The sequence below is a fragment of the Parasphingopyxis algicola genome, assembly GCF_013378075.1.
GTDB lineage: Bacteria > Pseudomonadota > Alphaproteobacteria > Sphingomonadales > Sphingomonadaceae > Parasphingopyxis > Parasphingopyxis algicola.
Genome location: NZ_CP051131.1, coordinates 73,140 through 97,936 on the forward strand (window position 1 = coordinate 73,140; position 24,797 = coordinate 97,936).

Genomic DNA, 24,797 nt, shown 5'->3' on the forward strand with positions numbered 1-24,797 from the left:
GTATGGCGAGCGTAGCGGATTCGACCGACACCATTGCTCCGGAGGCCCGGCGTCCACGCATCAAGCGCGGCAAGCTGTGGTTTCGGATCCACAGTTTTGTCGGGCTCAACCTCTCGCTGATCCTCGGATTCATCTGCCTCACAGGCACGCTGGCGGTGTTCGCCAGTGAGATCGACTGGCTGATCAAACCGCAGATGCGGGCCTCCGCCGTCGTTCCCGCCGCCGATCTTCCATGGGAGGAGATGGCGGTGGCGCTGGCCGAATATGCGCCCGAAAACGCCGTGGAAACGTTCGAGGCGGGTCCGTCTCCGCTCTTCGCCCCGGCGGCCTATATCTACCAGCCCGGCGGCGAGATGCGCGTCGTCTATTTCGATTCCGAGACCGGGGCGGTGCAGGGCGAGGGGCCCTTGCTCTCCGCAAAGGCCCTGTTGCGCGGCATCCATTCGCGGCTGCTGGTGCGCGATCCGCTGGGAACGACAGTGGTTTCGCTGTCGAGCGTCTTTCTGCTGATCAGCCTCGTCACCGCCCTGCTGGTTTACAAGAAATGGTGGCGCGGTCTTTTCCGGCTGCCGCGCCGCAATCGCGGCCGCCGCGCCTTTTGGGGCGATATACACCGGCTAGCCGGCGTCTGGAGCCTGGCGTTCGGGTTGCTGATGGCGCTGACGGGCCTCTGGTATCTGACCGAAGAAGTTGCCGCGCCCGCACCCGCCTTCTCCAGCGTGTCCGGGACCGAGGGCAAGGTGGACAATCGCGAGGCCGCCGCCCTGCTGCCCGCTGCCCTGGCGAGGGTGCGGGAAGCCTATCCCGACCTTTCGATCCGCCGCATTGCCTGGCCCGGGTCCAATGGCGCGGCGTTCGGCTTTTACGGGCAAGACGGAACGCTGCTCGTCCGTCCGCGTGCCAATGGCGTGCTCGTCGGCGCCTTCGGTACAAAAGTCCTCGACCGGCATTCGGGCGGCGACGGCACGATGCACCAGCGGATTTCGGAAGCCGCCGACCCGCTGCACATGGGGCATTTCGCCGGCTATTGGAGCAAGACGCTCTGGTTCCTGTTCGGCGCGCTGATGACGTTGCTCGCCTTTTCCGGAGTGCCGGTGTTCCTCAGGCGGTTGGCCCAGAACGGCGAGGCGAACGGCGCGCCGGGCGCAAAGGCCGCGAGCCGTTGGCAATGGCTGGGCAAGCGCAAGGGCCTGGTCGCGGGCGTGATACTGGTCGCGATCGCGATCTTCGCCGCGCTCTATTTCCTCCCCGGCGAAATCGACATGCTGTACTAGGCTCGGGACTCCACTTGGCCTCTTTCCAAAGCCCCGTAAAATCCGCTAGATAGCGCCGGAAGACAACAGGGGGTCGCACCCGGACACACGAAGGGGGCGTGGGATGGCGAACGACTTTTCGCAAGTCGAGGCATTTGCCGGGCTGGACGAAGCCGGGCTTCAGGCATTGCAGGATGCGACGGAGCCGATTGCGGTCAAGGGCGGCGACTATCTGGTGCGCTACGGCGAAGAAGCCGACACTTTGTATCTCGTCTCGACCGGGCGCTTCTACGTCCAGCTGTCCAATGGCCGCGTCGTCGCGGAAATCGGTGCCGGAGAACCGGTCGGCGAACTTGCCTTCTTTTCGGGCGGCGTCCGCACCGCCGATGTCCGTGCGAGCCGCGACAGCACCGTCTATCGGCTGACCCGCGCCGCCTATGACAGCGTCGTGTCCACCTATCCCGGGATCGCCGACAGCATCCTCTCGACGGTATCGGCGCGGCTCGCCATCGCGACCCGGTCGGCCCGGGCGATGGAGGCGAAGCCGGGCAAGGTCGTGGCGCTGATTCCGGCGGCCGGAGCGCCGCTGCCGGAAGGCTTTGCCGAGCGGCTCTGCGCCGCTCTGGCGCGCTACGACGAACCGCGCATGGTGACAGTGGCCGACAAGCCCGACGGCGTATCGGCCGACAGCGAAGGGTTCGGCCGCTGGCTCGGCGAACTCGAACGCAGCGCCAGGCGGACCATCCTGGTCGCCGGCGGAGACGAGCAGTGGGACCGCGCGATCGCGCGCAATTCGGACGATCTGATCATAGTCGCGCCGCTGTTCGAGGAGGAATGCGGGCGCTCCGACCTGGAAGACTATGCGATCCCGCTGTTCCTGCGCGCCAACCGCACGCTCCTGCTCTGGCGCGAACATGAGCGGCAGGAAATCGTCGGCAGCGGCCGCTGGCTCGACAGCCGCAACGTCAAACTGCACCATCACGTCCCGCTCGACAGCGACGCGGCCTTTGCGCGGGTCGGTCGGTTCCTCGCCGGCCGGGCCAATGGCGTGGTGCTGGCCGGTGGCGGGGCGCTCGGCTGCGCGCATGTCGGCGTCATGCAGGCGCTGCTTGAAAACGACATTCCGATCGACTTTTACGGCGGCACCAGCGCCGGCGCGGCGATGGGCGGGGCGCTCGCCCAGGGGCTGACGCCGGAACAGACGATCGAGCAGATGCAGGACATGTTCATCGTAAAAAAGGCGATGAAACGGGTGACCGTGCCGGTTCATTCGATCCTCGATCCACGCGTCTTCGACGAGCAGCTCGAGCTGCGATACAGCAACAAGGATATCGCCGATCTGCCGTATAATTTCTTCGGGGTGTCGACGAACCTTTCGACCAATAGCGTCTATGTCCATCGTCGCGGGCCGCTCTGGCATGCCGTGCGCGCATCCGGGTCGCTGCCGACGATCCTGCCGCCGTTCATCACCAAGGAGGGGGATATCCTCGTCGATGGCGGCGTGCTCGACAATATTCCGGTCATGATCATGCGCGAGGCCAAGGCCGGGCCGAATGTCGTCGTCTCGCTGCGCTCGGACGCCGGTGAGGAATGGCGGCTCGATACGAAATACAGTTCGCTGCGGTCGCGCGGCAAGCTGCTCGCCGACATCATCTTCCGCCGCAAACCCAAACATGATTTTCCGAGTATCGTAGAGATCATGTCGCGCTCGATGGTGGTTTCGAGCGCCAGTGTCGTGCGCGACAGTCTGAGCCAGGCGGACGTGCTACTGTTGCCGCCGATTCCGGAAACGATGAAGATCCTCGACTGGCATCTCGGCCGCGATCTCAGCGAAACCGCGCGGACCTACACGACGCAGCGCATTATCGAGCATGAGGCGCTGGCCGAGATGAAGGACGCGGGTTCGGCCTAGCGGATCACCGGCTCAATCGTCTTTCGGGCGCGCGACACCGGTCATCACGCGTTCGTCGAGCGTTTCGCCGTGCAGCACCGAGATATCGCCCGTGGTTTCGAGTACGACGGCGCGCACCTTGGCGAGTTCGAGCACATTGGCCTCGCGCATCTTCGCCCAGATATCGTCTTCGGCGACACGGACGCGCGCCATCGTATCGCGCTCGAATTTGCCGTTCCGAAACAGGACCACCGGATCGTTCGAGAGCGCTTCCCGGGCCGCATCGCTGTTTCGTCTCAGCCAGGCGAGCGCCGCCTGGACGGCGAGTATTGCGACGATGGCGAGCGAAGACTGGATGAAAGCCGGCCATTGCGACGCCACCGCCGCGTTGGCGAGCAGCGATCCGATCGCGACGGTGATGACGAAATCGAACGCGGTCATTTTCGAAAAGGACCGGAGCCCGACAATCTGCACGGCGACGATCACCCACAGCACGGTGAGCGGGCCGAGCACCAGCGCGCGGACAAGCAGGTCGAGCGTCATGCTATCGTCGAAAAACATCAATCTGTCCGTTCTTTGAGGAGGCTGGCGGCGGGCCGGTTGGTCATCCGCGCAGCCGGTTCAGCACGTCGTCGTTCCGGATCGTGCGGTAGCGGGCCATGACAAGGCTGAACACGCCGAACAGGAACAGGCCGAGCGCAACGACCATGTAGAGCCATTGCGGATCGCTCAATGCGTCGAGCACAGCGCCGATCCCGGCGACTTCGGCCGCCCGGCCGCTGAATGCCGAAGAGGCGATTTTCCAGCCGAGCAGCGCATAGACGACGGCGCGGGCGGCATAGCCGGCGCGGCCCAGATATTCGGCCTGGTGCGGCGCATCCGCGTCGAGCAGGTTCATGAACTTGCCGGTATAGGCCTTCGCCGCCTGGTTGAGACCGGCCAGCAGAAAGCCGACTCCGATCAGGCCGAGCAGGACCTCCCCCGCCGGCAGCGACGCGATCGAACTCGCTGCCTCCTGTCCGCCGCCGCCCGACATGTTGGCGCCCATCACCGTGCGGATCGCGAACCAGGCCAGATAGAGATGTGCGAGCCCGCTTGCCGCGTGGCCGGTCCGTTTGCCAAGGCCCTTGATGTCCGTTCCGTCGCCCTGGATATCGATGATCGCGCCGTAGAGGCGAAACACGCCGTATCCGGCGAGGCCGATGCCGACCAGCGCCAGCAAGATGCCGCCGAGCGGCGCCTGCATGATCCGTTCGAGAACGCCGGTGGTGCCCTGCGACCCGGTGCTGGCCAGCGCGAAATAGCCGAGCAGGATGTAAACGACCCCACGCGCGAGATAGCCGATGCGGGCGAAGTTCTGGATACGGATGACTCTGTTCACGGCGACGATTTCCTCCTGTGTCTACCCTAATAAGACGCGGAGGGGGCAGGCGGTTCCGGTGGGAATGACAAATAGATCGAAGCCGCTCCCGATCGGGACGCGGAAAAGGAGGCGGGCGTGCCGTGATGCCGCCCGCCCCGAGGGGAGTCGGGTTGGCTATCGGGCTGGCGTGGCGGCGGGTCGTGCAGACTCGCTGAGGCCGATCGGCTTCGTCACCGACTTGGCGAACTCGGCGGCGTAATTCGGATGCTCGGTACCCATCAGCCGGTCCCACCAGGTAAAGTAGAGGCCGTAATTGCGGTTGAAATTGCCCGAATGATGGAGATCGTGATGGGTGGTCGTGTTGATCCAGCGGGTGAGGGGGGATTTCAGCCACCAGCGGGCGTGCAGCTCTAGCCCCGCATGGCCCATCGCGTTGCGGACGATCATGAAGGCGAGGAAAGCGGAGATCACGGTCACCGGGGTCGGCACGAACAACAGCCAGAGCGGCATGAAGGCGTTCATCACCAGCGCCTCGGGCACGGAAAAGGCATAGGCCGCGAACGGCGTCGGCGTGATCGAGCGGTGATGGAAGCGATGGAAGGTCCGGAACAGCCGGGGATGATGCATCATCCGGTGCGTCCAGTAGAAATAGGCGTCGTGGCCGACAATGATCGCGGCGAACAGCGCAAAGTCGATGCCGAGTCCGTAGCTGCCCTCGATGTCGTAGAAGATTCCGATCTCGTCGCCCGCGACGATGAAGATGCCGGTGAAGACGAAGATCGCGCAGGTCCGGAGCGAAGCGAGGAACTCGCGCCGATAATCTTCCGACCGCGCCACGCGGTCCTGGATCTGGCGATAGGCCCAGCCCGTGCGCTTGGCGATCCAGACGATAGCCGCGATCACGGTTGCCGCGATCAGGTACCGGCCGAAATCGAAAGCGATCATGTTCGGCACATGCGATAATCCCGTCGCGATCGGCGCGGGGAGGAAGGCGAGCAACGGGTCAATGGGCATCGGCGGGTCTCCGGTCGTGTCTGACCGGGCCATCGTGCCTTAGAGGCGCACGGCTTTTCTCGCTCCGCTCGGAACGCGACTAGCCGGATTTCGAAATCGGCGAGGCAGGGAATCCCGGAAAACCGGCGTTATCGGCCTGTGTCGCAATCCCACCCCGGCTTCCCGGATGTCAGCCTTCGCCTTCCCCGTCGAAACGCAACAGGTCTCCCGGCTGGCAGTTCAACTCGCGGCAGATCGCCTCGAGGGTCGAAAAACGGATGGCTTTCGCCTTGCCGGTCTTGAGGATCGAAAGATTGGCGATCGTGATCCCCACCCGGTCGGCGAGCTCGGTCAGCGTCATCCGGTTGTCGTGGAGCAGATCGTCCAGCTTGACCGCGATCGCCATCAGACCGTCCCCTCGAGATCGGCACGCATCGCTGCGCCCTCGGCAAAGACCCGCGCGAGGACGAAGAGGGTGAGCGCGAGCACGAAACCGCCGAGATCGAGATCGAGGCCGCCGGGCTGGCCCGCTATCTCGTCGAGCCGCGCTTCGAGAAAGACGACCGGCAGCGCCACCAGCTGGAAGCCGAGGGCGAGCCAGCCCATGTTGCGCAGCCGCCGCGCGTTGGCCGGCAGGAACGGATTGCCCTCGCGGACCGATCGGACGATGCGCGTGAGCAGGCGGAAAAAGACGATGCCCAACCCGATGCCGATCAGGGCGGTCGGCAGCAGCAGCCAGAGGTTCGCCTGGAACCTCGCAAGATCGATGCCCGGATATTCGCTGCGCAGTTCCGGCGAGCCCTGCATCATGTCAAAGGCGACAAGACCGCCGGCGATCACGACCGCGACGGCGGCGAGAATGAGCAGGACGGTGATCCCGCGGGTGACGAACAGGGTAACGGCGAGCAGCGAATCCTTGCGTGGCGGGGTCATGGGCTTCCTTCTTTCTATATTGGAAATCGATATAGAAATTATTGATAAATGGCAATAGTATTATTGATAAACAATAAATACCGTGCAATTGGCCCCGCTAACGAACGCACAGGAGCCGAATCATGCACGTCACTGAAACTCCAGAGACAGCCGCCGTCGCCCCGCCCGATCGAACCCCGGCCATGGGCCGCTGGCCGATTCTCGCCGAGGTGATCGGGTTCGTCGCACTGGCGCTGGGCTCGCGCTACCTGATGAGCCTGTTCTTCTGGCGCTTCGCCGGGCCGGTTTCGCTGGTCTTCACCCTGGCGATCCTGACTGTCTATCTACGCGGCCGGGGGGTCGGCTGGGCCGATATGGGCCTGCGCGCGCTGCCGGGTGTCAAGGCGAAGCTCATGGTCCTGCCGCAGGCGCTGCTGACGTTTGTCGCTTTCGCCGCGATTGTCGCGATGACGACGGTCGGCGGGCCGGCGCTGGGCTTCGAATTCATGGCCGAACTGCCGTCGGGGGTCGAGGAACGCTGGGGCGACGTGCGGGGCAATCTCCCGCTCTACCTGACATGGCTCGCCATCGTCTGGACGGCCGCCGCTTTCGGCGAGGAAATGTTCTTTCGCGGCTATCTGATCACCCGGCTGGAAACCGCCTTTGCCGATATCCGCTGGGGTGTCGTGCTAGCGGTCGTGCTGCCCGCACTGATTTTCGGCTATGGCCATTTCTACTATCAGGGGATGCGCGGTTTCATCGTTACAGGGGGAATCGCGCTCGCTTTCGGTGCGATGTTCGTGCTGTTCAAGCGCAATCTCTGGCCGATCGTCCTGCTGCATGGGCTGATCGATACGTTGAGCTTCACCGCTCTCTATAATGGCTGGGAATAGCGCGAGGCCCTAGCCGATCTTGGCTACGCGATACTGGCTCGGCGTCATCCCCTCAGCTTCGCGAAAGGCGCGGTTGAACGGGCCGAGCGAGCCGAAGCCGGCATCGAGCGCGATGGTGAGGATCGGCACCTCCCGCTGTTTCGGATCGGCCAGCGCCGTGCGGACCTCGTCCAGCCGATAACTGTTGAGGAAGGCGGCGAAGTTGCGATGGCCGAGCTGCCGGTTGATGAGGCGGCGCAGCCGGTATTCCTGCGTGCCGAGGCGATGGGCGAGTTCGGCGATGGTCAGGCCGTCTTCGCGCCAGGCGAGTTCGGCGGCCATATGCGCGTCGAGCTTGGCGGCGAGTTCGGTGTCGAGTTCCGGCGTCTTCCCGTCGCCATCGTCGGCCCGCTGGGGCGCTCCGAACAGGTCGGCGCGGTTGGTCGCCATGATCGCGGTAGCTGCGGCAAGGGCGAGGAGGAATATACCGAAAACCAGCCAGGAGCGCGCGCTCTGCGGCGAATAGAGCAGGCCCGGCCGCATCCCGATTTCGACGATCAGCACGAGCACGGTATAGAGGCCGATGGCGCCCATGCCCCAAGTGCGCAGCCGCCGGCGTTCCTCGATCAGGTCTTCGCCGCGCCCGCGCCAGGCGACGGCAAGGCCGAGCACGGCGAGGCCGATCGCCGCCGCCCGGCCGGCGATGCCGCTCGGCAAGATCCAGGGTTCGATATCGAGCCAGAGCATCCAGGCATGCCAGTGCATGAGCGCGACCGAGCCCGCGACGATGGCCCAGCTGCGCCAGCCGGGACGCTCGTCGCCGAACCAGGCGCGGGCGAGCAGCCAGAACAGGCCGGGCGCCGCGTTGGAGCCGATTTCGAATATCCAGTCGATAACGGCCGGCGGGCCGTCGATCCCCGTGACCCGGTTGGTCGCGACGATATGGCAGATCACGGTTACGAGGAAGAGCATCCCGATCCGGCCCGCCGGCGCGTGCCGGTGATCGCGAAACAGGATCAGGGCCATGAGCAACATGATCCCGATCGCTCCGCCCTTTACGGCCAGATTGAGTTCCTCCCAGCTCATGCGCGGTTGGTGTCAGAGAATGGCGAAGGGCGCAATCCCGCCGGTGCAAGGGGCTCAGAGCTATCGATAAACACCAAATATCACCAAATCGGTAAAAATATCTTGACATCGTAACGCTCTTTAGGTACAAAAGCCGAAGATCGAAAAATGTACCCGGCCGGGGCGCGAAAGCGTTTCCCGGCCTTTGTCGTGACGGCGTGTAACGGTTGGTGCGTATGCGGAAAACGAAAGGCAAGGCGAAGCAAAAGGTTCGCCCGTTCACGCCCGAGCGACGCCGCGAATTCCTCGATCATCTGGCTGTGGAGCGGACCATATCGGCGGCGTGCCGGATCGTCGGCATCGACCGGTCGACGGCGCGCTACTGGCGCGACAAGGATGCCGATTTCGCGGCGTCGATGGCGTCCATCCTGGGCAAGCCTTCCGCATTGGAGCCGAGGCTGGTCCGGCGCGAAGGCGGGACGGGCGCGGCGCTGACGCGCCGATGTCACACCAGCCCGAGCGACGCCGATCTCGAGCGGTTTCTGGAAACGCTGACCGAAACGTCGAATGTGCTGGAATCGGCGCGACGCCACGGGCTCAGCACAGCGACCATATATCGGTTGCGGCGGAATGACGCGGGGTTTGCGCGGCGCTGGCTGGACGCACTGGCGGAAGGCTATGAGGAACTGGAAATGGAGATGCTGGCCCGGGCGCGCTTCGGCGTCATAAGGCGGGCCGACAAGCCGGCCTTTAACGAGCAGGTCTCGCTGCGCCTGTTGATCGCGCACAAGGAGGCGGTTGCCCATCGGCGCGCATTGGAATTCGGCATCGACGAAGAAGATGCCATCGCCGCGCTGGACGCCAAACTTGCGATGATGAAGGATCGAATAGACTGCCCCGGCAGGGATCCGGAACAGCCAACGCATGGGTAGGCTTAACCGTCGGCTCGAGGCGCTGTTGTCCTTGCCGCAGACGGAACGGCGCGCCTTGCTGGAAGAGCTTGGGCAGGCCAGAGCGCGGCGACTCCGTTCAGCTTGGCGGGTTTGGGCGGGCGACGATCAAAAACCGCCGCCCGGCGACTGGCGCATCTGGCTTATCCTCGCCGGACGCGGTTTCGGCAAGACGCGGGCCGGGGCCGAATGGGTGCGCGGGATCGCGAAAAACGACGGCGCGGCGCGGATCGCACTGGTCGGCGCGAGCCTGTTCGAGGCGCGCAGCGTGATGGTGGAAGGCGAAAGCGGCGTGCTGGCGGCGACGCCGGGCGGCGAAGACATATTGTGGGAGCCCTCCTTGCGGCGGCTGGCCTGGCCGAGCGGGGCGCGCGCGACGCTCTATTCGGCCGCCGAGCCGGAGAGCCTGCGCGGTCCGCAGCACAGCCATGCCTGGTGCGACGAGATCGGAAAATGGAGCAGTGGCGAAGCGGCTTGGGACAATCTGATGCTGGGCCTGCGGCTCGGCGCCGACCCGCGCACGGTCGCGACGACGACGCCGCGGCCTGTCGCGCTGGTCCGGCGGCTGTTCGGCGACGCGGAATCGGGGAAGGGCGGAACCGTCCTCACCCGGGGCCGGACGCAGGACAATCGCGCGCATCTGGCGCCGGGTTTCATCGTCGCGATCGAGGCCGCCTATGGCGGCACGCGGCTCGGCCGGCAGGAGCTGGACGGCGAGCTGATCGAGGATATCGAGGGCGGTTTGTGGCCGCGCGGGCTGATCGAGGCGTGCCGGGTGCGGAATGTACCGGCGCTGCGCCGGGTCGTCGTCGCGGTCGATCCGCCGGCGGGTGCGGGGCCGGGAAGCGATGCCTGCGGGGTCGTCGTCGCCGGGCTTGGCGAAGACGGGCGCGGCTATGTGCTGGCCGATGCGAGCGCCGAAGGATTGCGGCCCGAAGGCTGGGCGGCGAAGGTCGCCGATACGGCGGCGGCCTGGGATGCCGACCGGGTGGTTGCCGAAGCGAACCAGGGCGGCGCGATGGTACGCAGCGTGTTGCAGGCGGCGGGGCGGATACTGCCGCTCAGGCTGATCCATGCGTCGCGCGGCAAATCGGCGCGCGCCGAGCCGGTCGCCGCGCTCTACGAAACGGGCCGGGTCGGTCATGCCGGTACCTTTCCGGCGCTCGAGGACGAGATGGCGGGAATGACGATCGGCGGCGGCTATGAAGGCCCAGGGCGGTCGCCCGACCGCGCCGATGCGCTGGTCTATGCGCTGACCGAGCTGATGCTGGGCCGGGCGGTGGATCCCGGTGTGCGGAAATTGTAAGGATATATTGAAAATATTGCCATATGGCGCTATATGATACGTCAGAAGGCGAGATATGGCGCGAGCTTTTGCGATAGTCGATGACCGGGCGGACGATATGGACCGCCTCGATGCGGTCGCCGTCAAGGCGCTGGTGCGGCTGTTCGGCTTCTGGAAGGCGCGGATCGCCGATGCGGCGCGGCTCGCCGGGGTCGGCGCGCGGACCTTCAGCCGGATGCGGGCGGAAAAATGGGACGGCGCTCTCAACGAGGATCAGCGGCTCCGCGCGAGCGCGCTGGTCGGGCTCTACAAGGGCCTGCATCTCTATTTCGGCGCGGAACTGGCGGACACATGGGTGAAGATGCCCAATGACGGGCCGCTGTTCGGCGGGCGGACGCCGCTCGCCTATATGCTGGAGGGCGGACTGCCCGCGATCCTCGAGGTTCGCGATTATGTCGACGCATTGCGCGGCGGCGCGTGACGGCGATTTCCGTCGACGCGGTGCCGGTCCATGCGATCGTCCAGCCGCAGACCGTCCGCCTGATACCGACGCGCCATTTCGCGCCGCCGGTGCTCGGGCCGCTCGTCGATAGCGCGGAAGAGCAGGGCCTGCTCGCCGAGCTGGAGGGGTTGACCAATCGCCGGCTCAAGGCGGAACGCGGGAACGTCCCGGCGATCCGGCGCGAGGAGCTGGTCTATGACCGGGCCGGGCAAAGCTATGTCAACGCCGCCTTTGCGCACAGCCGCGCGGGTGGCAACCGGTTCAACGATGAGGCGCGCGGCGCCTGGTATGCGGGGTTCGATGTGCGCACCGCGCTGGAGGAAGTGGCGTTCCATCGGACGCGCGAGTTGCGGTACATCGATCATTTCGAGGACAGCTGCCGGTACCGGGCGCTGCACGCGGCGTTCATCGGACGGTTTCACGATTTGCGGGGCGTGGAGCCCCGGCCGGCCTGTCTCGATGCCGATATCGCGATCGGCTATCCGGCCGGACAGGAACTGGCGAAGGCGCTGATCGAACGGGAATCGCGCGGGCTCGTCTATCCGTCGGTGCGCTACGGGGGCGGCACCTGCCTCGTCGCGTTCCAGCCCGGGGTTATCCAGGATGTCGTACCCGGCGCCGAATGGGAATTGAGCTGGGAAGGGTCACCCGACTGGAAGGCGGTAACCGTCTGATCTGCGGGCCTGAACGGCCCCGAATTTGGGAAATCGTATATGAAACTCTTCGGATGGAAGTCCGGGGGCGCTTCGGCGCGTCCGGCATTGTTGCGCGCGCCCTGGGGCGCGGTCACGATCGGCGACTGGCCGCGCGGCTACGAGGCGCAGGTGCGCAGCGGCTATGTCGAGAACCCGGTTGCGCAGCGCGCCGTGCGTCTCATGAGCGAGAGCGCGGGCGCGGCGCCGCTGGCCGGCGGGGAGCGGGAGGTCAAACTCTGCAACGCGGACTCCGCCGGCCAGCCCCTGATCGAGACCGTAGCGGCGCACTTGCTGCTCCACGGCAACGCCTTCGTCCAGATCCTCTGCGACGTGGAGGGCGCGCCGGCCGAGCTGTTCGCATTGCGCCCCGAACGCGTGACGATCGAGCCCGATACGCAGGGCTGGCCCGCCGCCTATCTCTATCGTGCGGGCGAGAAAACGATGCGGCTCAAGGCGCGCGACGGCTTGGGCAAACCCAGCCTCGTCCATATCCGCGCGATGCATCCGCTCGACGATCATTACGGGCTCGGCGCGCTCGGCGCGGCGGCCGGCGCGATCGCGATCCACAATGCCGCGACCAAGTGGAACAAGGCGCTGCTCGACAATGCGGCGCGGCCCTCAGGCGCGCTCGTCTACGACCCCGGCGATCCGGGCGCGGGGCTGTCGGGCGAACAGTTCGAGCGGCTGAAGGAGGAGATGGAAGCGGGGTTCCAGGGCGCGGCCAATGCGGGCCGGCCGATGTTGCTCGAAGGCGGGCTCAAATGGCAGGCGATGAGCCTGACGCCCGCCGACATGGATTTCGTCGGGCTGAAGGCGGCCGCCGCGCGGGAGATCGCGCTGGCCTTCGGCGTTCCGCCGATGCTGCTCGGCCTGCCCGGCGACAATACCTACGCCAATTATCGCGAGGCGAACCGTGCGCTCTGGCGATTGGGCGTGTTGCCGCTGGCCGGCAAGATTTTGGGCGGCATCGCGCAGGGGCTGGTAAGCTGGTGGCCCGATGCGGCGCTGGCCGTCGATTTGGACAAGGTGCCCGCGCTCTCCGAGGACCGCGAGAAGCTCTGGGCGCAGGTCAGCGCCGCCGATTTCCTCTCGCCCGAAGAAAAGCGCGCCATGTTGGGGCTAGAGGGGCTGGGGATCGAATAAATCCTCCCCGGAGCAGGGAGGATTTGGAGAATCATATGACCGAAAATGAAGCGATGCTGGCCCGGCTAGTCGCGCAGCTGGCCGACCAGGGCAGCGATCTGGTGACGGTGCGCGCGATCGTCGAGGAGGCGAGCGAGCTCGGCGCGACCCATGCGCTGCACAAGCTCGGCCTGGGCGATGCCCATGCGCGCAAGGATCTGGACGAGCTGCGCGAACTGCTCGGCGCCTGGCGGATCGCCCGGCGCGGGGCGCTGCGCACGGCCTTCGGCTGGATCGCCAAGGGACTGCTGGCGCTCGTGCTGCTCGGCCTCGCCGTACGCTTCGGCCTTGTCGATTGGCTGGGGCGTTGACGGTCCGGTTCGCGGGATACGCCGCGATCTTCGACAAGCCCGACCGCGGCGGCGATGTGATCCGCAAAGGGGCGTTCAAGCGGACGCTGAGGCAGGCGCGCGCGGTACCGCTGTTCTGGCAACATGAGCGCGGCAAAGTGATCGGCCGGATCGAGGCGTTGGAAGAAGATACCCGCGGCCTGCGCGTGATCGCGGAACTGGAAGACGCCAAACTGGCGGCGGGCCTGGCAAGCGGGACGCTCGGCGGCCTGAGCTTCGGCTATCGCGTGCGGGCCAGCAGGCCGGGGAAACGGTCCCTGCGCGAACTGATCGATCTCGATCTGGTCGAGGTCAGCCTGGTGACGGTCCCGATGCAGCCGCTGGCGCGGGTGCATGCGGTGGTGAATTAACCCTCGCCAATATCTTCATACCAAGCCTCGACCTCGCCGTTGAGCTTGATCGTCAGCGGGTTGCCGTGGCGGTCGCGGGTTTTGCCGGCCTGGACGCGGATCCAGCCTTCGGAGATGCAATATTCCTCGACGTCGGCGCGTTCCTTGCCCTTGAAGCGGATCCCGATGCCGCGCTCGAGAACGGTGGGCTCGTAATGGTCGCTCATCGGATTGTTCGAAAGCCGGTCGGGCGGCGTATCCGGACCGGATGTGTTTGGGGCGTCTGTCATGCCGCGCGATTTACGGGTTTGCGATGGATAAGAAAAGGTCTGATGCATGATGCTTCGTCATTCCCGCGCAGGCGGGAATCCAGTCCGCCGATCGCGGCTCTAACCGACAGGTCTGGACTGGACTCCCGCCTTCGCGGGAGTGACGCGGGATAGGATTTCACCGCCTCCGTGCCGTCCGGCCGGGGGCTTTTTTGTGCCCCCAAGGAGAAGAAGACGATGGATATCGAGACCAAGATGGACCCGCTCGCCGCGAGCTTTGCGGCGATGGAGGAAGCGCCGCATGAGGAGGCGGCCCCGCCCGATGGTGATACCGCAACGGATGAGCAGGCAGACGAGCAATCGCCGGCCGAGAAGGTCGCCGAGCATATCGCGGCGGTAAAGCGCTGGATGGATGCGCATACGGTCGCCGCCGCGCGACCGGCGCTGGGCGGCACCAAGTCGATGCCGCGCGGGGAGGGCGATTTCACCGCGCGCTATCTGAGGCGCGGTCTCGAAACCGGGCTGGAGCGCAAGAGCTTCGATGGCACCACCGGCCCGGCGGGCGGCTATGCCATCCCGCAGGAAATCGACGCGGTGATCGACCGGACCTTGAACGATATCTCGCCGATCCGGTCCATCGCCAATGTGGTGAAGGTCGGCAGCGCCGGCTACCGGAAACTCGTGACGACCGGCGGCACGCCCTCGGGCTGGGTCGCGGAAACCGCCGCGCGCCCCGAGACCGCGACGCCCGATTTCGCCGAGATCGCCCCGCCGATGGGCGAGCTGTATGCGAACCCCGCCGCCTCGCAGGCGATGCTCGACGATGCCGCCTTCGATGTCGAAGCCTGGCTCGCCAGCGAGATCGCGGCCGAGTTCGCCCAGGCCGAGGGCGCGGCCTTCGTCAACGGCTCCGGCGTCGACCGGCCCAGGGGTTTCCTTCAGGCGACGGCCACCGCCGAGGATGACACGATCCGCGCCTTCGGGTCGCTCCAATATATCGCGACCGGCGTCGATGGCGGTTTCGCGGCCAGCGATCCCGAATATGCGCTCGTCGATCTCGTCCAGTCGCTGCGCTCGCCCTATCGCCAGGGCGCGCATTTCGTGATGAACTCGGCGACGCTCTCGGCGATCCGCAAGTTCAAGACTGCGGACGGCGCGTTCCTCTGGCAGCCGGGCCTGATGGCTGGCCAGCCCGACACGCTGCTCGGCTATCCGATCGTCGAGGCGGACGACATGCCCGACATCGCGAGCGGCACCGACGCGATCGCCTTTGGCAATTTCAGGGCCGGTTACCTGATCGCCGAACGCGCCGAGACGGCGATCCTGCGCGATCCGTTTTCGAACAAGCCGTTCGTCCATTTCTACGCGACGAAGCGCGTGGGCGGGCAGGTTTCAAACTCCGAAGCGATCAAGCTGCTGCGATTCAGCCTCTCGTAGCGCCGGCTCGCAAGTGTTTTCGTCATTCCGGACTTGATCCGGAATCCAGAGCCCAAAGCGTAGGCGCATGCCGCCCTGGACCCCGGATCAAGTCCGGGGTGACGGAAGAATTTGTCGGCAGGCTTTTGCCCCGCCGGCATGGACGCCGCGCCTTCGATGCCTCCCCTTCGTTCGGGGGCGCGGCGTTTCCTCTTTCCGATGGAAACTCTCCATGACACCTATTCTCAAAGATCCCGATGCGATGCTCGGCTATACGATCCGCTGGCCGGATGCCGTTCTCGACGGCGCTGCGATCGCGAACGCCAGCTGGTCGATCGAGCCGGACGAAGCCGGCGCCATCGTTCCGTCTTCGGACTTTATCGATGGCGGCGAGACCGGCGCGCGTTTCTCCGGCGGCCTGGCCGGACGCGTATATCGCGCGGTGTGCCATATTGTCCTGTCGGACGGGCGCGCAGCGGACCGCTCGCTCGTCATCCGCGTGGAGCAGCGCTGATGCGCGCGGAGGAAACGATAGCGGACGCCGCGCCGGTCGCGCTCGACGAGGTCAAGGCCTATCTGCGGATCGGTGTCGACGAGGACGACGCACTGCTCGCCGGACTGATCCGCACCGCGACCCATGCCTGTGAGCGCTTTGTCGGCCAAGCCCTGCTGCTGCGCGATGCGGAGGAAACGATCCCCGTCTCGAGCGAGTGGCGGCGGCTGACCCTGACGCCGGTGACGGCGATCACCGAACTGACCGGGCTGACCGAAAGCGGTGATGCTTTCGTGCTGCCGGTCGACGCCTATGCCGTGGATATCGACGGCACAGGCGACGGCTGGGTGCGGGTGATGGCGGCGGGCCAGGCGCGGCGCGTAACGGTCCGCTATCGCGCGGGCATGGGCGCGGACTGGAATGCCGTGCCCGAACCGCTGCGCCAGGGCATTATCCGGCTCGTCGCGCATCTCTTCACGGAGCGCGACGCGGACGACGCGCCGGGACCGCCGGCGTCCGTGGCGGCCTTGTGGCGCCCCTGGCGCAGGATGCGTGTGTCATGAGCGCCGCGATCCAGCTCACCGCCGCGCTGATGGAAGCGCTCGAAAGCCACGTGCCGCTGGCCGGGCGGCTCAACGGCGTCTTCGCCGCGCCGCCCGTGCGCGGCACGCCGCCCTATGCGCTGCTCGGCCCGATCGAGGCGCGCGACTGGAGCACCAAGACCGAAGCCGGGCGCGAACTGCGCTTCTCGGTCACGATCCTCGAACAGGAAGAGCAGGCCGGCCGGCTCGCCGAACTCATGGCCGAACTCGAAACGGCGATCGACGCCGTGCCGCGCGACGTCGCCGGGTGGCGGATCGCGAGCTGCGTGCTGGTGCGCAGCCGGATCGATCGCAGCGGCGAACCGTGGAGCGGCATTCTCGATTATCGCGCGCGGCTGTTGGCCGCCTGAAACCCAGGAGACAATCATGGCAGTGGAAAAAGGATCGGCCTTCCTCTTGAAGGTCGGCGATGGCGGAGATCCGCCCGTGTACAGCACGGTCGCGGGCATGCGCACGACCCAGCTCTCGATCAACGGCGAGCCCGTCGTCGTGACCAACAAGGACAGCGGCGGCTGGCGCGAATTGCTGACCGGGGCGGGCGTGCGCTCCGTATCGGTTTCGGGCGCCGGGATCTTTACCGGATCGATCGCCGAAACGCGGCTCAAGAACAATGCGCTCGCCGGATCGCTGGACGATTACGAGCTCAGCTTCGAAAGCGGCGAGCGGATGCAGGGGCGGTTCCTGATCGCCCGGCTCGACTATGCCGGCGATTTCAACGGCGAACGCAACTATACGCTCGCGCTCGAAAGCTCGGGCGAGGTGGTGAGTCTGTGACCCTTCGACAGGCTCAGGACAGGCGGGCCAATGCCACGCGCGGCGAGGCGAAAATCGTAGTCGCGGGCGAAACGCTGCGGCTGCGGCCGAGTTTCGCGGCGCTGGTGGCGGCAGAGGAGGAACTGGGCCCGCTCTTCGCGCTGGTCGAGCGGGCGGCCGAAGGCGAGTTGCGCCTCGGCGAACTCGTGACGCTGTTCTGGCATTGCCTCGACCCGAAACCCGAAGGCTTGACCCGCGAACGCTTCGGCGAAGGCGTCGCCGCACAAGGGCTCGCCAATGTGACCCCGGCGCTCAAGACGATATTGTCGCAAATTCTACAAGGCCGGTGAAACACCATGTCATGCCCGCAAGGGCCGGAATCCCGGGCGGCTGGCAATGACGTTTTCGGCTCTGGATTCCCGCCCTTGCGGGCATGACGAAGAAATCGAAAATTTCACCGTTTCGGCCACCCGGCTGGCCGGTCTTGCCGGCGCGATGCTGGGCTGGCGGCCCGGGGAATTCTGGACCGCGACGCCAGCCGAACTCGCAACGGTCCTGATGGTCTTTTCCGATGATCGGGCAGGCGGCGCGCCCGCTACCCGATCCGATTTTGCCCGGTTGATGGAGCGATTTCCCGATGAACGATGATTTTGAAGACGAGATGATCCGCGTCCGCGCGGATACCCAAGCCTTCCGCAATGACGTGACGGACATGCGCCGGACCCTGGCAGACGGCCTGGGCGGGGCGGCCGATATGGCCGGACGACGCATCGAAAGCGCGCTGCTGCGCGCCGTCCGCACCGGCAAGCTGGGTTTCGACGATCTCAAGCGCACCGCGCTCGCCATGATGAACGATATCGCCCGCGCCGCGATCCAGGGCGGGCTCGGCTCGATCTTCGCCGGGGGCGGGAAGGGCGGGGGCGGTTTGCTCTCGCTCGGCACGCAACTGGCCAGCGCCTTTCTCGGTGTGCCGGGACGTGCAGCGGGCGGCCCGGTCTCCCCCGGCCGCGCCTATCGCGTCGGCGAGAGCGGGCCCGAGCTGTTCGTTCCGACGGCGAGCGGCCGGGTGGAACCGATGGTGCCCGGCGAGGCCGGCCGGGAGGTCCGCGTGACGATCAATCTCAACACGCCGCAGGGCGCCGAGCCAGAGGCGTTGACCCGCTCGGGCCGCCAGCTGGCGCGCGAGCTGCGCCGCGCGCTCGAACGGTCCGTATAGGATTCGCGCCATGCCCCATTGGCTCGCCGGTTCCGGCGACACCCGCCAGTTCACGCATATCAAGCGCTTCGATCCGCGGTTCTGGACGCTCAATTTCCCCCAGCCGATGATGGCCGCGGTCGTCACCACTGGTGCCGCGTCGTTGCGGATCGATGCGGTCTTCTACAATGCGGACGAGCTCGCCGGTCTGATCTGGGAGAGCGAGGATGTTTGGGATCATCCGCTGCTCGCTTACGAAACGCGCCGCGACTATCGCGGTTGCCGATTGAGCTTTCGCTGGCGTTCGGCGGGGATCATGCCGCTCGATGCGATCGACGGACCGACGCTGACGATCGAAGGGCGCGACGCGGCGGGCGTTTCGCGCAGCTGGTATGTACGGCTCTGGAACTATGCGAGCGGCATGCCGGAGGATGCGGCGATCGCGCTCGATTTCGACGCCATCGACGGCGGCTTTCTGCTTCCGGGCGAGGCCGATCCGGTTTGGGCCGGCGATATCGACCGGCTGTTCATCTCGCTCGTCCCGCCTGGCTATACCGGCGCGGCAGGGGCGCTGCCGGACGGTACCGAAGGTTGGGTCGAGCTGTCGGAGATCGCCGCGACAGGCCCGGAGTCGACGCTTGCGATTGGCGATACGATGGTTCCCGAACATGGCCTCAGGATCGCGACCGGCTATGACGACGCGTACAACCAGACGCCTGCTCGGCTGCTGCGCAATATCCTGCATCTCGGCTATCGCGCGATCATCAACCATTATGTCGGGATGAGCCATTATTACCGGCTCCGCCATTATCCGAGCGGCTTTCTTCTCGTCACGGTGAGCGGCGGCAATCTGAACGCGCCGTGCGAGAGTTGGCATCGCGATTTTGCCGCGCGTGCCAAGGCGCTGGGCTATGAGCTGATCTTCTCCGTTTCCTACGAGCTGCTCGATTCGGCGGGGTTTGGCAGCCGCAAGCAACGCGCCGAAAATGGCGATTTCGCGTTGACCGGCTGGTACCCGCCCTCGGCCTTGCTGTCGCCGGCCAGCGCGCCGGCCGTGGATCAGGTCGCGCGCACGGCCGAATCCTTTGCCGGGATATTGCAGGATGCGGGACTCCCGGTGAAAATCCAGATCGGCGAACCCTGGTGGTGGGTCATGCTCGACGGCACGGACCGGATCTGCCTCTACGATACAGCGGCGCAGGCCGCTTTCGGCGCCAATCTCGTGTCGATCCCCTCGATCAAGGGCCCCAAGACGCCCGAGCAGATCGCGATGCTCGACCAGGCCGGCGACATGCTAGCCAATTCGACGCAAACGATTGCCGACCGGGTTCGCGTCATCGACGCCAATGCCGAACTGCTGCTGCTCGTCTATCTGCCGACCGTGCTCGACGCCGAGGCACCGGAGGCCAAGCGCGCCAATGTCCCGCTCGGCTGGGCGGAGCCCGCCTTCGATATCCTCCAGCTCGAGGATTATGACTGGGTGACGACCGGCAATCGCGGCGCGACGGCACGCGGTGTCGCGGCCATGGAGGCGCGGCTCGGTTATCCGGTCGGGCGTCAGCATTACTTCTCCGGCTTCGTCCTCAATGCCGCGGACCGGGCCCAATGGGTCGAGATCGATGCCGCCGCCGAAACCGCACGGCAGCGGGGCGTCGCGGACACCTTCGTCTGGGCGCTGCCTCAGGCCGTGCGGGACGGATACACCCATTTCGACAGCATGGAGGGCGATGTGCAGGCTTTTGACGATGTCCTATTCCCACTCGCGCTCGGCCGCGACGCGATGGCGGCGCCGGGTTTTTCGACGGCGATCGTAACGACGGCTTCGGGCGCCGAGCATCGGAACAGCGACTGGAGCGATGCGCGGATGCGCTACGATGCAGGACCTGGCGTGCGCTCCGAAGACGATGTCGGGACGCTGATCGGGTTCTTCCGCGCCCGGCGCGGCGCTGCGCGCGGCTTCCGGTTTCGCGATCCTTTCGATCACAGTTCCGGCGGGATGACGGACACGCCCGCACCGACCGACCAGTTTCTGGGCGTCGGCGACGGGCAGACCACCCGCTTCGCGCTGGTCAAACGCTATGGCGAGGAGGCGGATCAGCAGGTTCGCCCGATCACCCGTCCGGTGCCCGGTTCCGTCCGTGTTGCGATCGACGGTACGGAACAGTCGAGCGGCTGGCTGTTCGACGCCGGCGAGATAGTGTTCGATACCCCGCCGGCCGCTGGCGGCGAGATCCGCGCCGGCTATCTGTTCGACGTACCGGTGCGGTTCGCCGAGGACCGGCTCGAGATCAGCCGCGCGACGTTTCGCGCCGGCGAGGCGGTCAGCGTGCCGCTGATCGAGATCCGGGAAGTCTGATGGCCGATTTTCTGGCCGAGCCGGTGACCAGCATCGCCTTTTGCTGGCGGCTCGCGCGCCGTGACGGGGTGACGATCGGGTTCACCACGCACGACCGCGATCTCCTCGTCGCCGGGCTCGCCTATCGCGCGGCCCCGGGCATGCTGCCATCGGCCGTCCGGCTGACCGACGGGCTCGATGCGGATTCGATGGACGTCTCGGGCGCGCTCACCAGCGACGCGATCACCCGCGACGATCTGACGGCGGGGAGATGGGACGGCGCGGCGGTGCGTCTTTTCGTTGTCGACTGGACGGCGCCGGAGGGCGAACAGCTGTTGCTTGCGCGCGGGGAGCTCGGGACCGTCTCGATCGAGGGTGAGGCGTTCACGGCCGAACTCAAAGGCCCGGCGGCGATACTCGACCGGCCCGTCAGCGAGGCGACGTCGCCCGAATGTCGCGCGCGGTTCGGCGACACCCGCTGCCGGGTCGATCTCGCGCCACGCACCCGCATCACCGAGATCGCGGCAGTGATCGACGGCCAGACGATCGATGTCGCGAGCGCGGCGGCGACGCAGAACGCCTATGGTTATGGCCGACTCCGATGGATCGACGGAGAGAATAGCGGGCTCTCCAATGCGGTGCTCCGTTCGGCCGGCAATCGGCTGACACTACGCGAGGCGCCGCCGTTCGCAATCGCGATCGGAACGCGGGTCGAGATCGTCGAGGGGTGCGACCGGAGTTTCGCGGCCTGCCGCGATCGCTTCGCCAACGCGGAAAACTTCCGCGGAGAGCCGCACCTGCCGGGCAACGATCTGCTGACCCGCTATCCCGGGGCGGGCTGATGCAGCCGGATGAAGCGCGGGCGGCGCGGATCGTATCGGCGGCCCGCGCCTGTATCGGGGTGCGGTTTCGCGTTCAGGGCCGCGATCCGGAGACCGGCCTCGATTGTGTCGGGTTGGCGGCGATCAGCTATCGGGCTGCAGGCGCTGCGCCCCGATTGCCCGCCGGCTATGGGTTACGCGGCGGGGATATCCGGGACGTAGGCCGATGGCTCGAGGCGAGCGGCTTGGTCCGCATCGCCGACGCGCCGGCCGGCGCGGGCGATCTGCTACTGCTCGCCCCCGGCTCCCGGCAGCTTCATCTCGCGGTCCATAGCGGCACGGGCTTCGTCCATGCCGATCTCGGTTTGCGACGTGTCGTTGAAACGCCGGGCGACCCGCCCTGGCCGCTTCTAGGCAGCTGGCGCTGGCATCCCGAAACAGTCGAACGGAATTCCTGAATCATGGCGACACTTATATTGGGCACGGTCGGTACGGCGCTGTTCGGCCCGATCGGCGGTGCGCTCGGCGCAATCATTGGGCAGCAGGTCGATAACGAGATATTCAAGCCCGGGGGCCGGCAAGGGCCGCGCCTCAACGACCTCCGGCTGCAGACATCGTCGTACGGGACGCCGATACCGAAAGTCTTCGGAACGATGCGCGTCGCGGGCACCGTTATCTGGGCCACGGATATACGGGAGGATCGTCGCAGGGAGGGCGGGGGCAAGGGACGGCCGCGCACCACGACCTACAGTTACAGCGCGTCCTTCGCCGTGGCGCTGTCGGCACGGCCGATTCGGGCCATCCATCGGATCTGGGCCGACGGGAAGCTGCTGCGCGGCGCGGCCGGCGATTTCAAGAGCGAGACGGGATTCCGCCTTCATCTCGGCGACGAAAGCCAGCCGGTCGACCCGCTGATCGCGGCAGCAGAAGGAGGAGGGGGGAGCCCCGCCTATCGCGGGCTGGCCCTGGCGGTCTTCGAAAATTGCCAGCTCGCCGATTTCGGCAATCGGATCCCCTCGCTGACGTTCGAAGTCGAAGCCGATGCCGGACCCGTATCGTTCGCCGATATCGCAACGGAATTGAGCTCGGGTGCGATTGTGGCGGACAGCGGCGCGACCCTGTCCGGCTATGCGGCGCATGGCGAAAGTCTCGGTGCCGCAATCGAAACGCTGATCGCCGCGCTTCCGCATCAGCGGATCGACGATGCGCATTCGCTCCGCTTGTCGGACGCGCGGCCCGATCCGTTGGCGCTCCCGGAAGAAGCGCTCGGCGCGAAGCCGGGCGAACAGGGCGCAGCTCGGTACCGGATAGACCGGCAGGGCGCCGACCGGGCGGCCGCCGAAATCACATTGCGCTATTACGAGCCCGAGCGCGATTATCAGACCGGCGCGCAGCGGGCGTGGATGGACGGTCCGGGCCGGGTAACCGAGCGGATCGATCTTCCGGCGACGGTATCGTCCGCGCGGGCCAAGGCAATCGCCGAGGCGCGGCTCGAACGATCCTGGGCGGAGCAGGCGGCCGCTACAGTTGCGCTGCCTTGGTCGGCGATCACCGTCCGACCGGGAGACATGGTGCGGATCCCGGGTGAGGCGGCCGAGTGGCGTGTGGCCGGGTTCGGGCTCGAACGGATGGCGGTTTCCCTCGATCTGGTCCGCGCGGGTCCGGCCAGCGCGATTATCGCCGATAGTGCGACGCCCGGCCGTGTGGTGTCCGATCCCGATCTCGAACACGGGCCCACGCGATTGCATCTGCTGGACCTGCCGGCGCTCGACGACATACTCCACGCCACGCCGCAACTGCTGATTGCCGCTGCCGGGCCATCGCCGGGCTGGCGCTCCGCGGCGCTCGAGATCAGCTATAACGGCGGCGCGAGTTTTGACTCGCTCGGCCGCACGGCCCCGCCGGCGATCATCGGCTCGGCATTGGGTGTTCTCGATTCGGGTGAATCGGTCCTGTTCGATTCCGCCTCGTCCGTCGACATCGAACTCCTCAACGCAGACATGTGGCTTGCCGGCGCCACCGATGATGCTCTGGTCTCGGGGGCCAATCTCGCCGTGCTCGGCGACGAGCTCATCCAGTTCGGGATTGCCGGGGCGCTCGGAGACAACCGATTTCGTCTGTCCCGTTTCCTGCGCGGCAGGCGCGGGACCGAATGGGCGACGACGACGCATGCGCTTGGGGAACGTTTCGTGCTGATCGATGCTGCCGCGCTGAAGGCCATCGATGCCCCAGCCTCGGCGCTGGGCGGTCCAGTCGAATGCGTGGCGACCGGGCTCGGTGATGCCGGCGAACCGGTTTCGGTCAGCGCGATCGTGGAGGGACGGCAGATTCGCCCGCCGGCGCCGGTTCATCTATCGGCCGCTCGCTTGGCGAACGGAGATATCCGGTTCGCGTGGGTCCGGCGCAGCCGACTCGGCTGGGCCTGGAGGTCGGGCAGCGACGTCCCGCTCGGCGAGGAAACGGAAAGATGGCGGATCGCGATCGAGCCGGCGACGGGACAAGTGCGTGCCGCCGAGACGACGAGTCCCACCTATCTTTACGATACGGTCGCGCAAGCTGCGGACGGAACGCAGTCGGTTACCGGTTTCACGCTATCGGTCACACAGCTTGGCACGCTCGCGGAAGCAGACCCGCCTGGCCGCGCCGCTTTCACCCTGTAACAGAGGAGCAAGATCATGAGCGACGAGACGGCACGGCTCGGCCTGCCATTCATCCAGCCAGGGCAGGCCCAGAAGGAACTCTATCATAACGAGGCGCTGGCGCTGCTCGACGCCGCCGTTCATGCGGCGGTGGAAAGCCGCGGCGACGATGTACCGCCAGCGACTCCATCGGCCGGTCAGAGCTGGATCATCGGCGCGGCGCCGACCGGAGATTGGAGCGGTCGGGCGCACAATCTGGCGACGTGGACCGCAAGTGGCTGGCGGTTCATGGCACCCGTCGAAGGCATGCGGATATGGCTCCGGGATATCGGGGTTTTCTCTTTCTGGACCGGGAGCGCTTGGCGTGACGGCGAGCTGATCGGCGAGGCGCTTGTAATTCAAGGAAAAACCGTTGTCGGTTTGCAACAGTCGGCAATATCCGACGTGACCGGAGGTTCGGTGCTGGACGGCGAAGCGCGGACCGCAATCGCCGCTATCCTGTCCGCGCTGCGCGCTCACGGGTTGATTGCGACATGATCTTTCTATTTATCAGAATTAAATAACCAACTTTCCTTGCCACTATGCAACCATCTCGGCATAGAGGCGTTAGGTGTTCTGTTGCCGGAGGCTGT

The 24,797-nt window shown here is 66.3% G+C and carries 30 protein-coding genes; 23 read left to right on the plus strand and 7 right to left on the minus strand.

What is annotated here, in order from left to right:
- Nucleotides 1-2 precede the first annotated feature (2 nt).
- Both HFP57_RS00405 and HFP57_RS00410 read left to right on the plus strand, forming a co-directional pair.
- Complete coding sequence (locus tag HFP57_RS00405) at nt 3-1,274, plus strand: PepSY-associated TM helix domain-containing protein (RefSeq protein WP_176867913.1); 1,272 nt, start codon at nt 3-5, stop codon at nt 1,272-1,274.
- Between the two features lie 103 nt (nt 1,275-1,377).
- Complete coding sequence (locus HFP57_RS00410; protein WP_176867914.1) at nt 1,378-3,165, plus strand: cyclic nucleotide-binding and patatin-like phospholipase domain-containing protein; 1,788 nt, start codon at nt 1,378-1,380, stop codon at nt 3,163-3,165.
- A gap of 12 nt (nt 3,166-3,177) precedes the next feature.
- Here HFP57_RS00410 and HFP57_RS00415 read toward each other — a convergent pair whose 3' ends face one another.
- The 5 genes from HFP57_RS00415 to HFP57_RS00435 form a co-directional block, all read right to left on the minus strand.
- Nucleotides 3,178-3,705, minus strand: coding sequence for a DUF421 domain-containing protein (locus HFP57_RS00415; RefSeq protein ID WP_176867915.1), 528 nt, complete (start codon nt 3,703-3,705; stop codon nt 3,178-3,180).
- A 43-nt stretch (nt 3,706-3,748) separates the two neighbouring features.
- On the minus strand, nt 3,749-4,525 hold the full coding sequence (locus HFP57_RS00420; protein WP_176867916.1) for a DUF1206 domain-containing protein: 777 nt from the start codon (nt 4,523-4,525) through the stop codon (nt 3,749-3,751).
- Between the two features lie 156 nt (nt 4,526-4,681).
- Nucleotides 4,682-5,521 (minus strand): sterol desaturase family protein, encoded by an 840-nt coding sequence (locus HFP57_RS00425; RefSeq protein WP_176867917.1) that lies wholly within the window; start codon nt 5,519-5,521, stop codon nt 4,682-4,684.
- Nucleotides 5,522-5,690: 169 nt separating this feature from the next.
- A complete protein-coding gene (locus HFP57_RS00430) occupies nt 5,691-5,906 on the minus strand; it encodes a helix-turn-helix domain-containing protein (protein ID WP_176867918.1) in 216 nt (71 codons plus the stop codon).
- On the minus strand, nt 5,906-6,433 hold the full coding sequence (locus tag HFP57_RS00435) for a DUF2975 domain-containing protein (RefSeq protein WP_176867919.1): 528 nt from the start codon (nt 6,431-6,433) through the stop codon (nt 5,906-5,908). Before HFP57_RS00435 ends, HFP57_RS00430 begins: the two co-directional genes overlap by 1 nt.
- Before the next feature lie 122 nt (nt 6,434-6,555).
- On the opposite strand from HFP57_RS00435, the gene HFP57_RS00440 reads away from it, so the two are divergent.
- Nucleotides 6,556-7,305, plus strand: a complete 750-nt coding sequence (locus HFP57_RS00440; RefSeq protein ID WP_246263234.1) for a CPBP family intramembrane glutamic endopeptidase — start codon at nt 6,556-6,558, stop codon at nt 7,303-7,305.
- 9 nt (nt 7,306-7,314) lie between these two features.
- Here the strand turns inward: HFP57_RS00440 and HFP57_RS00445 are convergent, their stop codons facing one another.
- A complete protein-coding gene (locus HFP57_RS00445; RefSeq protein WP_176867920.1) occupies nt 7,315-8,370 on the minus strand; it encodes a helix-turn-helix transcriptional regulator in 1,056 nt (351 codons plus the stop codon).
- Between the two features lie 215 nt (nt 8,371-8,585).
- On the opposite strand from HFP57_RS00445, the gene HFP57_RS00450 reads away from it, so the two are divergent.
- The 7 genes from HFP57_RS00450 to HFP57_RS00480 are packed head-to-tail and all read left to right on the plus strand — an operon-like array spanning nt 8,586 to nt 13,663.
- The gene (locus tag HFP57_RS00450; RefSeq protein ID WP_176867921.1) at nt 8,586-9,281 is read left to right on the plus strand and encodes a hypothetical protein; all 696 of its coding nucleotides are present in this window, start codon (nt 8,586-8,588) and stop codon (nt 9,279-9,281) included.
- The gene (locus HFP57_RS00455) at nt 9,274-10,605 is read left to right on the plus strand and encodes a DNA-packaging protein (protein WP_176867922.1); all 1,332 of its coding nucleotides are present in this window, start codon (nt 9,274-9,276) and stop codon (nt 10,603-10,605) included. The genes HFP57_RS00450 and HFP57_RS00455 overlap by 8 nt, the downstream gene beginning before the upstream one ends.
- A 55-nt stretch (nt 10,606-10,660) precedes the next feature.
- Nucleotides 10,661-11,065 (plus strand): MbcA/ParS/Xre antitoxin family protein, encoded by a 405-nt coding sequence (locus tag HFP57_RS17935; RefSeq protein WP_176867923.1) that lies wholly within the window; start codon nt 10,661-10,663, stop codon nt 11,063-11,065.
- On the plus strand, nt 11,062-11,760 hold the full coding sequence (locus HFP57_RS00465; RefSeq protein WP_246263235.1) for an RES family NAD+ phosphorylase: 699 nt from the start codon (nt 11,062-11,064) through the stop codon (nt 11,758-11,760). The genes HFP57_RS17935 and HFP57_RS00465 overlap by 4 nt, the downstream gene beginning before the upstream one ends.
- Nucleotides 11,761-11,799: 39 nt before the next feature.
- A complete protein-coding gene (locus tag HFP57_RS00470) occupies nt 11,800-12,924 on the plus strand; it encodes a phage portal protein (RefSeq protein ID WP_176867924.1) in 1,125 nt (374 codons plus the stop codon).
- Between the two features lie 35 nt (nt 12,925-12,959).
- Complete coding sequence (locus HFP57_RS00475) at nt 12,960-13,274, plus strand: DUF6127 family protein (protein ID WP_176867925.1); 315 nt, start codon at nt 12,960-12,962, stop codon at nt 13,272-13,274.
- Complete coding sequence (locus HFP57_RS00480) at nt 13,271-13,663, plus strand: HK97 family phage prohead protease (RefSeq protein WP_176867926.1); 393 nt, start codon at nt 13,271-13,273, stop codon at nt 13,661-13,663. The genes HFP57_RS00475 and HFP57_RS00480 overlap by 4 nt, the downstream gene beginning before the upstream one ends.
- Here HFP57_RS00480 and HFP57_RS00485 read toward each other — a convergent pair.
- Nucleotides 13,660-13,932, minus strand: a complete 273-nt coding sequence (locus HFP57_RS00485; RefSeq protein ID WP_176867927.1) for a DUF3297 family protein — start codon at nt 13,930-13,932, stop codon at nt 13,660-13,662. The two genes, HFP57_RS00480 and HFP57_RS00485, sit on opposite strands and share 4 nt — an antisense overlap.
- A 216-nt stretch (nt 13,933-14,148) precedes the next feature.
- On the opposite strand from HFP57_RS00485, the gene HFP57_RS00490 reads away from it, so the two are divergent.
- The 13 genes from HFP57_RS00490 to HFP57_RS00550 all read left to right on the plus strand — a co-directional run bounded on the left by HFP57_RS00490 (nt 14,149) and on the right by HFP57_RS00550 (nt 24,702).
- Nucleotides 14,149-15,348: a phage major capsid protein gene (locus tag HFP57_RS00490; protein WP_176867928.1), complete on the plus strand. Its 1,200-nt coding sequence runs from the start codon at nt 14,149-14,151 to the stop codon at nt 15,346-15,348.
- A gap of 211 nt (nt 15,349-15,559) precedes the next feature.
- A complete protein-coding gene (locus HFP57_RS00495) occupies nt 15,560-15,841 on the plus strand; it encodes a phage fiber-tail adaptor protein (protein ID WP_176867929.1) in 282 nt (93 codons plus the stop codon).
- The gene (locus tag HFP57_RS00500) at nt 15,841-16,383 is read left to right on the plus strand and encodes a head-tail connector protein (RefSeq protein ID WP_176867930.1); all 543 of its coding nucleotides are present in this window, start codon (nt 15,841-15,843) and stop codon (nt 16,381-16,383) included. The genes HFP57_RS00495 and HFP57_RS00500 overlap by 1 nt, the downstream gene beginning before the upstream one ends.
- Nucleotides 16,380-16,772 carry a DUF3168 domain-containing protein gene (locus HFP57_RS00505; RefSeq protein ID WP_176867931.1) on the plus strand — a complete coding sequence of 131 codons (393 nt, stop codon included), beginning with the start codon at nt 16,380-16,382 and terminating at the stop codon, nt 16,770-16,772. The genes HFP57_RS00500 and HFP57_RS00505 overlap by 4 nt, the downstream gene beginning before the upstream one ends.
- Nucleotides 16,773-16,788: 16 nt before the next feature.
- Complete coding sequence (locus HFP57_RS00510) at nt 16,789-17,196, plus strand: phage tail tube protein (protein WP_176867932.1); 408 nt, start codon at nt 16,789-16,791, stop codon at nt 17,194-17,196.
- Nucleotides 17,193-17,525 carry a gene transfer agent family protein gene (locus HFP57_RS00515; RefSeq protein ID WP_176867933.1) on the plus strand — a complete coding sequence of 111 codons (333 nt, stop codon included), beginning with the start codon at nt 17,193-17,195 and terminating at the stop codon, nt 17,523-17,525. Before HFP57_RS00510 ends, HFP57_RS00515 begins: the two co-directional genes overlap by 4 nt.
- Before the next feature lie 46 nt (nt 17,526-17,571).
- A complete protein-coding gene (locus HFP57_RS00520) occupies nt 17,572-17,823 on the plus strand; it encodes a phage tail assembly chaperone (RefSeq protein ID WP_176867934.1) in 252 nt (83 codons plus the stop codon).
- On the plus strand, nt 17,813-18,391 hold the full coding sequence (locus HFP57_RS00525; RefSeq protein ID WP_176867935.1) for a phage tail tape measure protein: 579 nt from the start codon (nt 17,813-17,815) through the stop codon (nt 18,389-18,391). The genes HFP57_RS00520 and HFP57_RS00525 overlap by 11 nt, the downstream gene beginning before the upstream one ends.
- Nucleotides 18,392-18,401: 10 nt before the next feature.
- On the plus strand, nt 18,402-20,726 hold the full coding sequence (locus HFP57_RS00530) for a DUF2460 domain-containing protein (RefSeq protein WP_176867936.1): 2,325 nt from the start codon (nt 18,402-18,404) through the stop codon (nt 20,724-20,726).
- A complete protein-coding gene (locus HFP57_RS00535; protein WP_176867937.1) occupies nt 20,726-21,547 on the plus strand; it encodes a DUF2163 domain-containing protein in 822 nt (273 codons plus the stop codon). The genes HFP57_RS00530 and HFP57_RS00535 overlap by 1 nt, the downstream gene beginning before the upstream one ends.
- The gene (locus tag HFP57_RS00540; RefSeq protein WP_176867938.1) at nt 21,547-21,984 is read left to right on the plus strand and encodes a peptidoglycan endopeptidase; all 438 of its coding nucleotides are present in this window, start codon (nt 21,547-21,549) and stop codon (nt 21,982-21,984) included. The genes HFP57_RS00535 and HFP57_RS00540 overlap by 1 nt, the downstream gene beginning before the upstream one ends.
- Nucleotides 21,985-21,987: 3 nt before the next feature.
- Entirely contained in the window at nt 21,988-24,186 is a 2,199-nt protein-coding gene (locus tag HFP57_RS00545; RefSeq protein WP_176867939.1) for a phage tail protein, read from the plus strand.
- 15 nt (nt 24,187-24,201) lie between these two features.
- On the plus strand, nt 24,202-24,702 hold the full coding sequence (locus HFP57_RS00550) for a DUF2793 domain-containing protein (protein WP_176867940.1): 501 nt from the start codon (nt 24,202-24,204) through the stop codon (nt 24,700-24,702).
- The last annotated feature ends 95 nt before the right edge of the window (nt 24,703-24,797 follow it).

Bases quoted from the DNA above. Each gene is read 5' to 3' on its own strand.
- HFP57_RS00450 (WP_176867921.1), top strand. From the start codon at position 8,586: ATGCGGAAAACGAAAGGCAAGGCGAAGCAAAAGGTTCGCCCGTTCACG.
- HFP57_RS00495 (WP_176867929.1), top strand. From the start codon at position 15,560: ATGACACCTATTCTCAAAGATCCCGATGCGATGCTCGGCTATACGATC.
- HFP57_RS00490 (WP_176867928.1), top strand. From the start codon at position 14,149: ATGGATATCGAGACCAAGATGGACCCGCTCGCCGCGAGCTTTGCGGCG.
- HFP57_RS00435 (WP_176867919.1), bottom strand. From the start codon at position 6,433: ATGACCCCGCCACGCAAGGATTCGCTGCTCGCCGTTACCCTGTTCGTC.
- HFP57_RS00475 (WP_176867925.1), top strand. From the start codon at position 12,960: ATGACCGAAAATGAAGCGATGCTGGCCCGGCTAGTCGCGCAGCTGGCC.
- HFP57_RS17935 (WP_176867923.1), top strand. From the start codon at position 10,661: ATGGCGCGAGCTTTTGCGATAGTCGATGACCGGGCGGACGATATGGAC.
- HFP57_RS00525 (WP_176867935.1), top strand. From the start codon at position 17,813: ATGAACGATGATTTTGAAGACGAGATGATCCGCGTCCGCGCGGATACC.
- HFP57_RS00440 (WP_246263234.1), top strand. From the start codon at position 6,556: ATGCACGTCACTGAAACTCCAGAGACAGCCGCCGTCGCCCCGCCCGAT.
- HFP57_RS00505 (WP_176867931.1), top strand. From the start codon at position 16,380: ATGAGCGCCGCGATCCAGCTCACCGCCGCGCTGATGGAAGCGCTCGAA.
- HFP57_RS00500 (WP_176867930.1), top strand. From the start codon at position 15,841: ATGCGCGCGGAGGAAACGATAGCGGACGCCGCGCCGGTCGCGCTCGAC.
- HFP57_RS00540 (WP_176867938.1), top strand. From the start codon at position 21,547: ATGCAGCCGGATGAAGCGCGGGCGGCGCGGATCGTATCGGCGGCCCGC.
- HFP57_RS00455 (WP_176867922.1), top strand. From the start codon at position 9,274: ATGGGTAGGCTTAACCGTCGGCTCGAGGCGCTGTTGTCCTTGCCGCAG.
- HFP57_RS00470 (WP_176867924.1), top strand. From the start codon at position 11,800: ATGAAACTCTTCGGATGGAAGTCCGGGGGCGCTTCGGCGCGTCCGGCA.
- HFP57_RS00550 (WP_176867940.1), top strand. From the start codon at position 24,202: ATGAGCGACGAGACGGCACGGCTCGGCCTGCCATTCATCCAGCCAGGG.
- HFP57_RS00520 (WP_176867934.1), top strand. From the start codon at position 17,572: ATGACGTTTTCGGCTCTGGATTCCCGCCCTTGCGGGCATGACGAAGAA.
- HFP57_RS00530 (WP_176867936.1), top strand. From the start codon at position 18,402: ATGCCCCATTGGCTCGCCGGTTCCGGCGACACCCGCCAGTTCACGCAT.
- HFP57_RS00405 (WP_176867913.1), top strand. From the start codon at position 3: ATGGCGAGCGTAGCGGATTCGACCGACACCATTGCTCCGGAGGCCCGG.
- HFP57_RS00415 (WP_176867915.1), bottom strand. From the start codon at position 3,705: ATGTTTTTCGACGATAGCATGACGCTCGACCTGCTTGTCCGCGCGCTG.
- HFP57_RS00485 (WP_176867927.1), bottom strand. From the start codon at position 13,932: ATGACAGACGCCCCAAACACATCCGGTCCGGATACGCCGCCCGACCGG.
- HFP57_RS00425 (WP_176867917.1), bottom strand. From the start codon at position 5,521: ATGCCCATTGACCCGTTGCTCGCCTTCCTCCCCGCGCCGATCGCGACG.
- HFP57_RS00545 (WP_176867939.1), top strand. From the start codon at position 21,988: ATGGCGACACTTATATTGGGCACGGTCGGTACGGCGCTGTTCGGCCCG.
- HFP57_RS00510 (WP_176867932.1), top strand. From the start codon at position 16,789: ATGGCAGTGGAAAAAGGATCGGCCTTCCTCTTGAAGGTCGGCGATGGC.
- HFP57_RS00410 (WP_176867914.1), top strand. From the start codon at position 1,378: ATGGCGAACGACTTTTCGCAAGTCGAGGCATTTGCCGGGCTGGACGAA.
- HFP57_RS00430 (WP_176867918.1), bottom strand. From the start codon at position 5,906: ATGGCGATCGCGGTCAAGCTGGACGATCTGCTCCACGACAACCGGATG.
- HFP57_RS00445 (WP_176867920.1), bottom strand. From the start codon at position 8,370: ATGAGCTGGGAGGAACTCAATCTGGCCGTAAAGGGCGGAGCGATCGGG.
- HFP57_RS00535 (WP_176867937.1), top strand. From the start codon at position 20,726: ATGGCCGATTTTCTGGCCGAGCCGGTGACCAGCATCGCCTTTTGCTGG.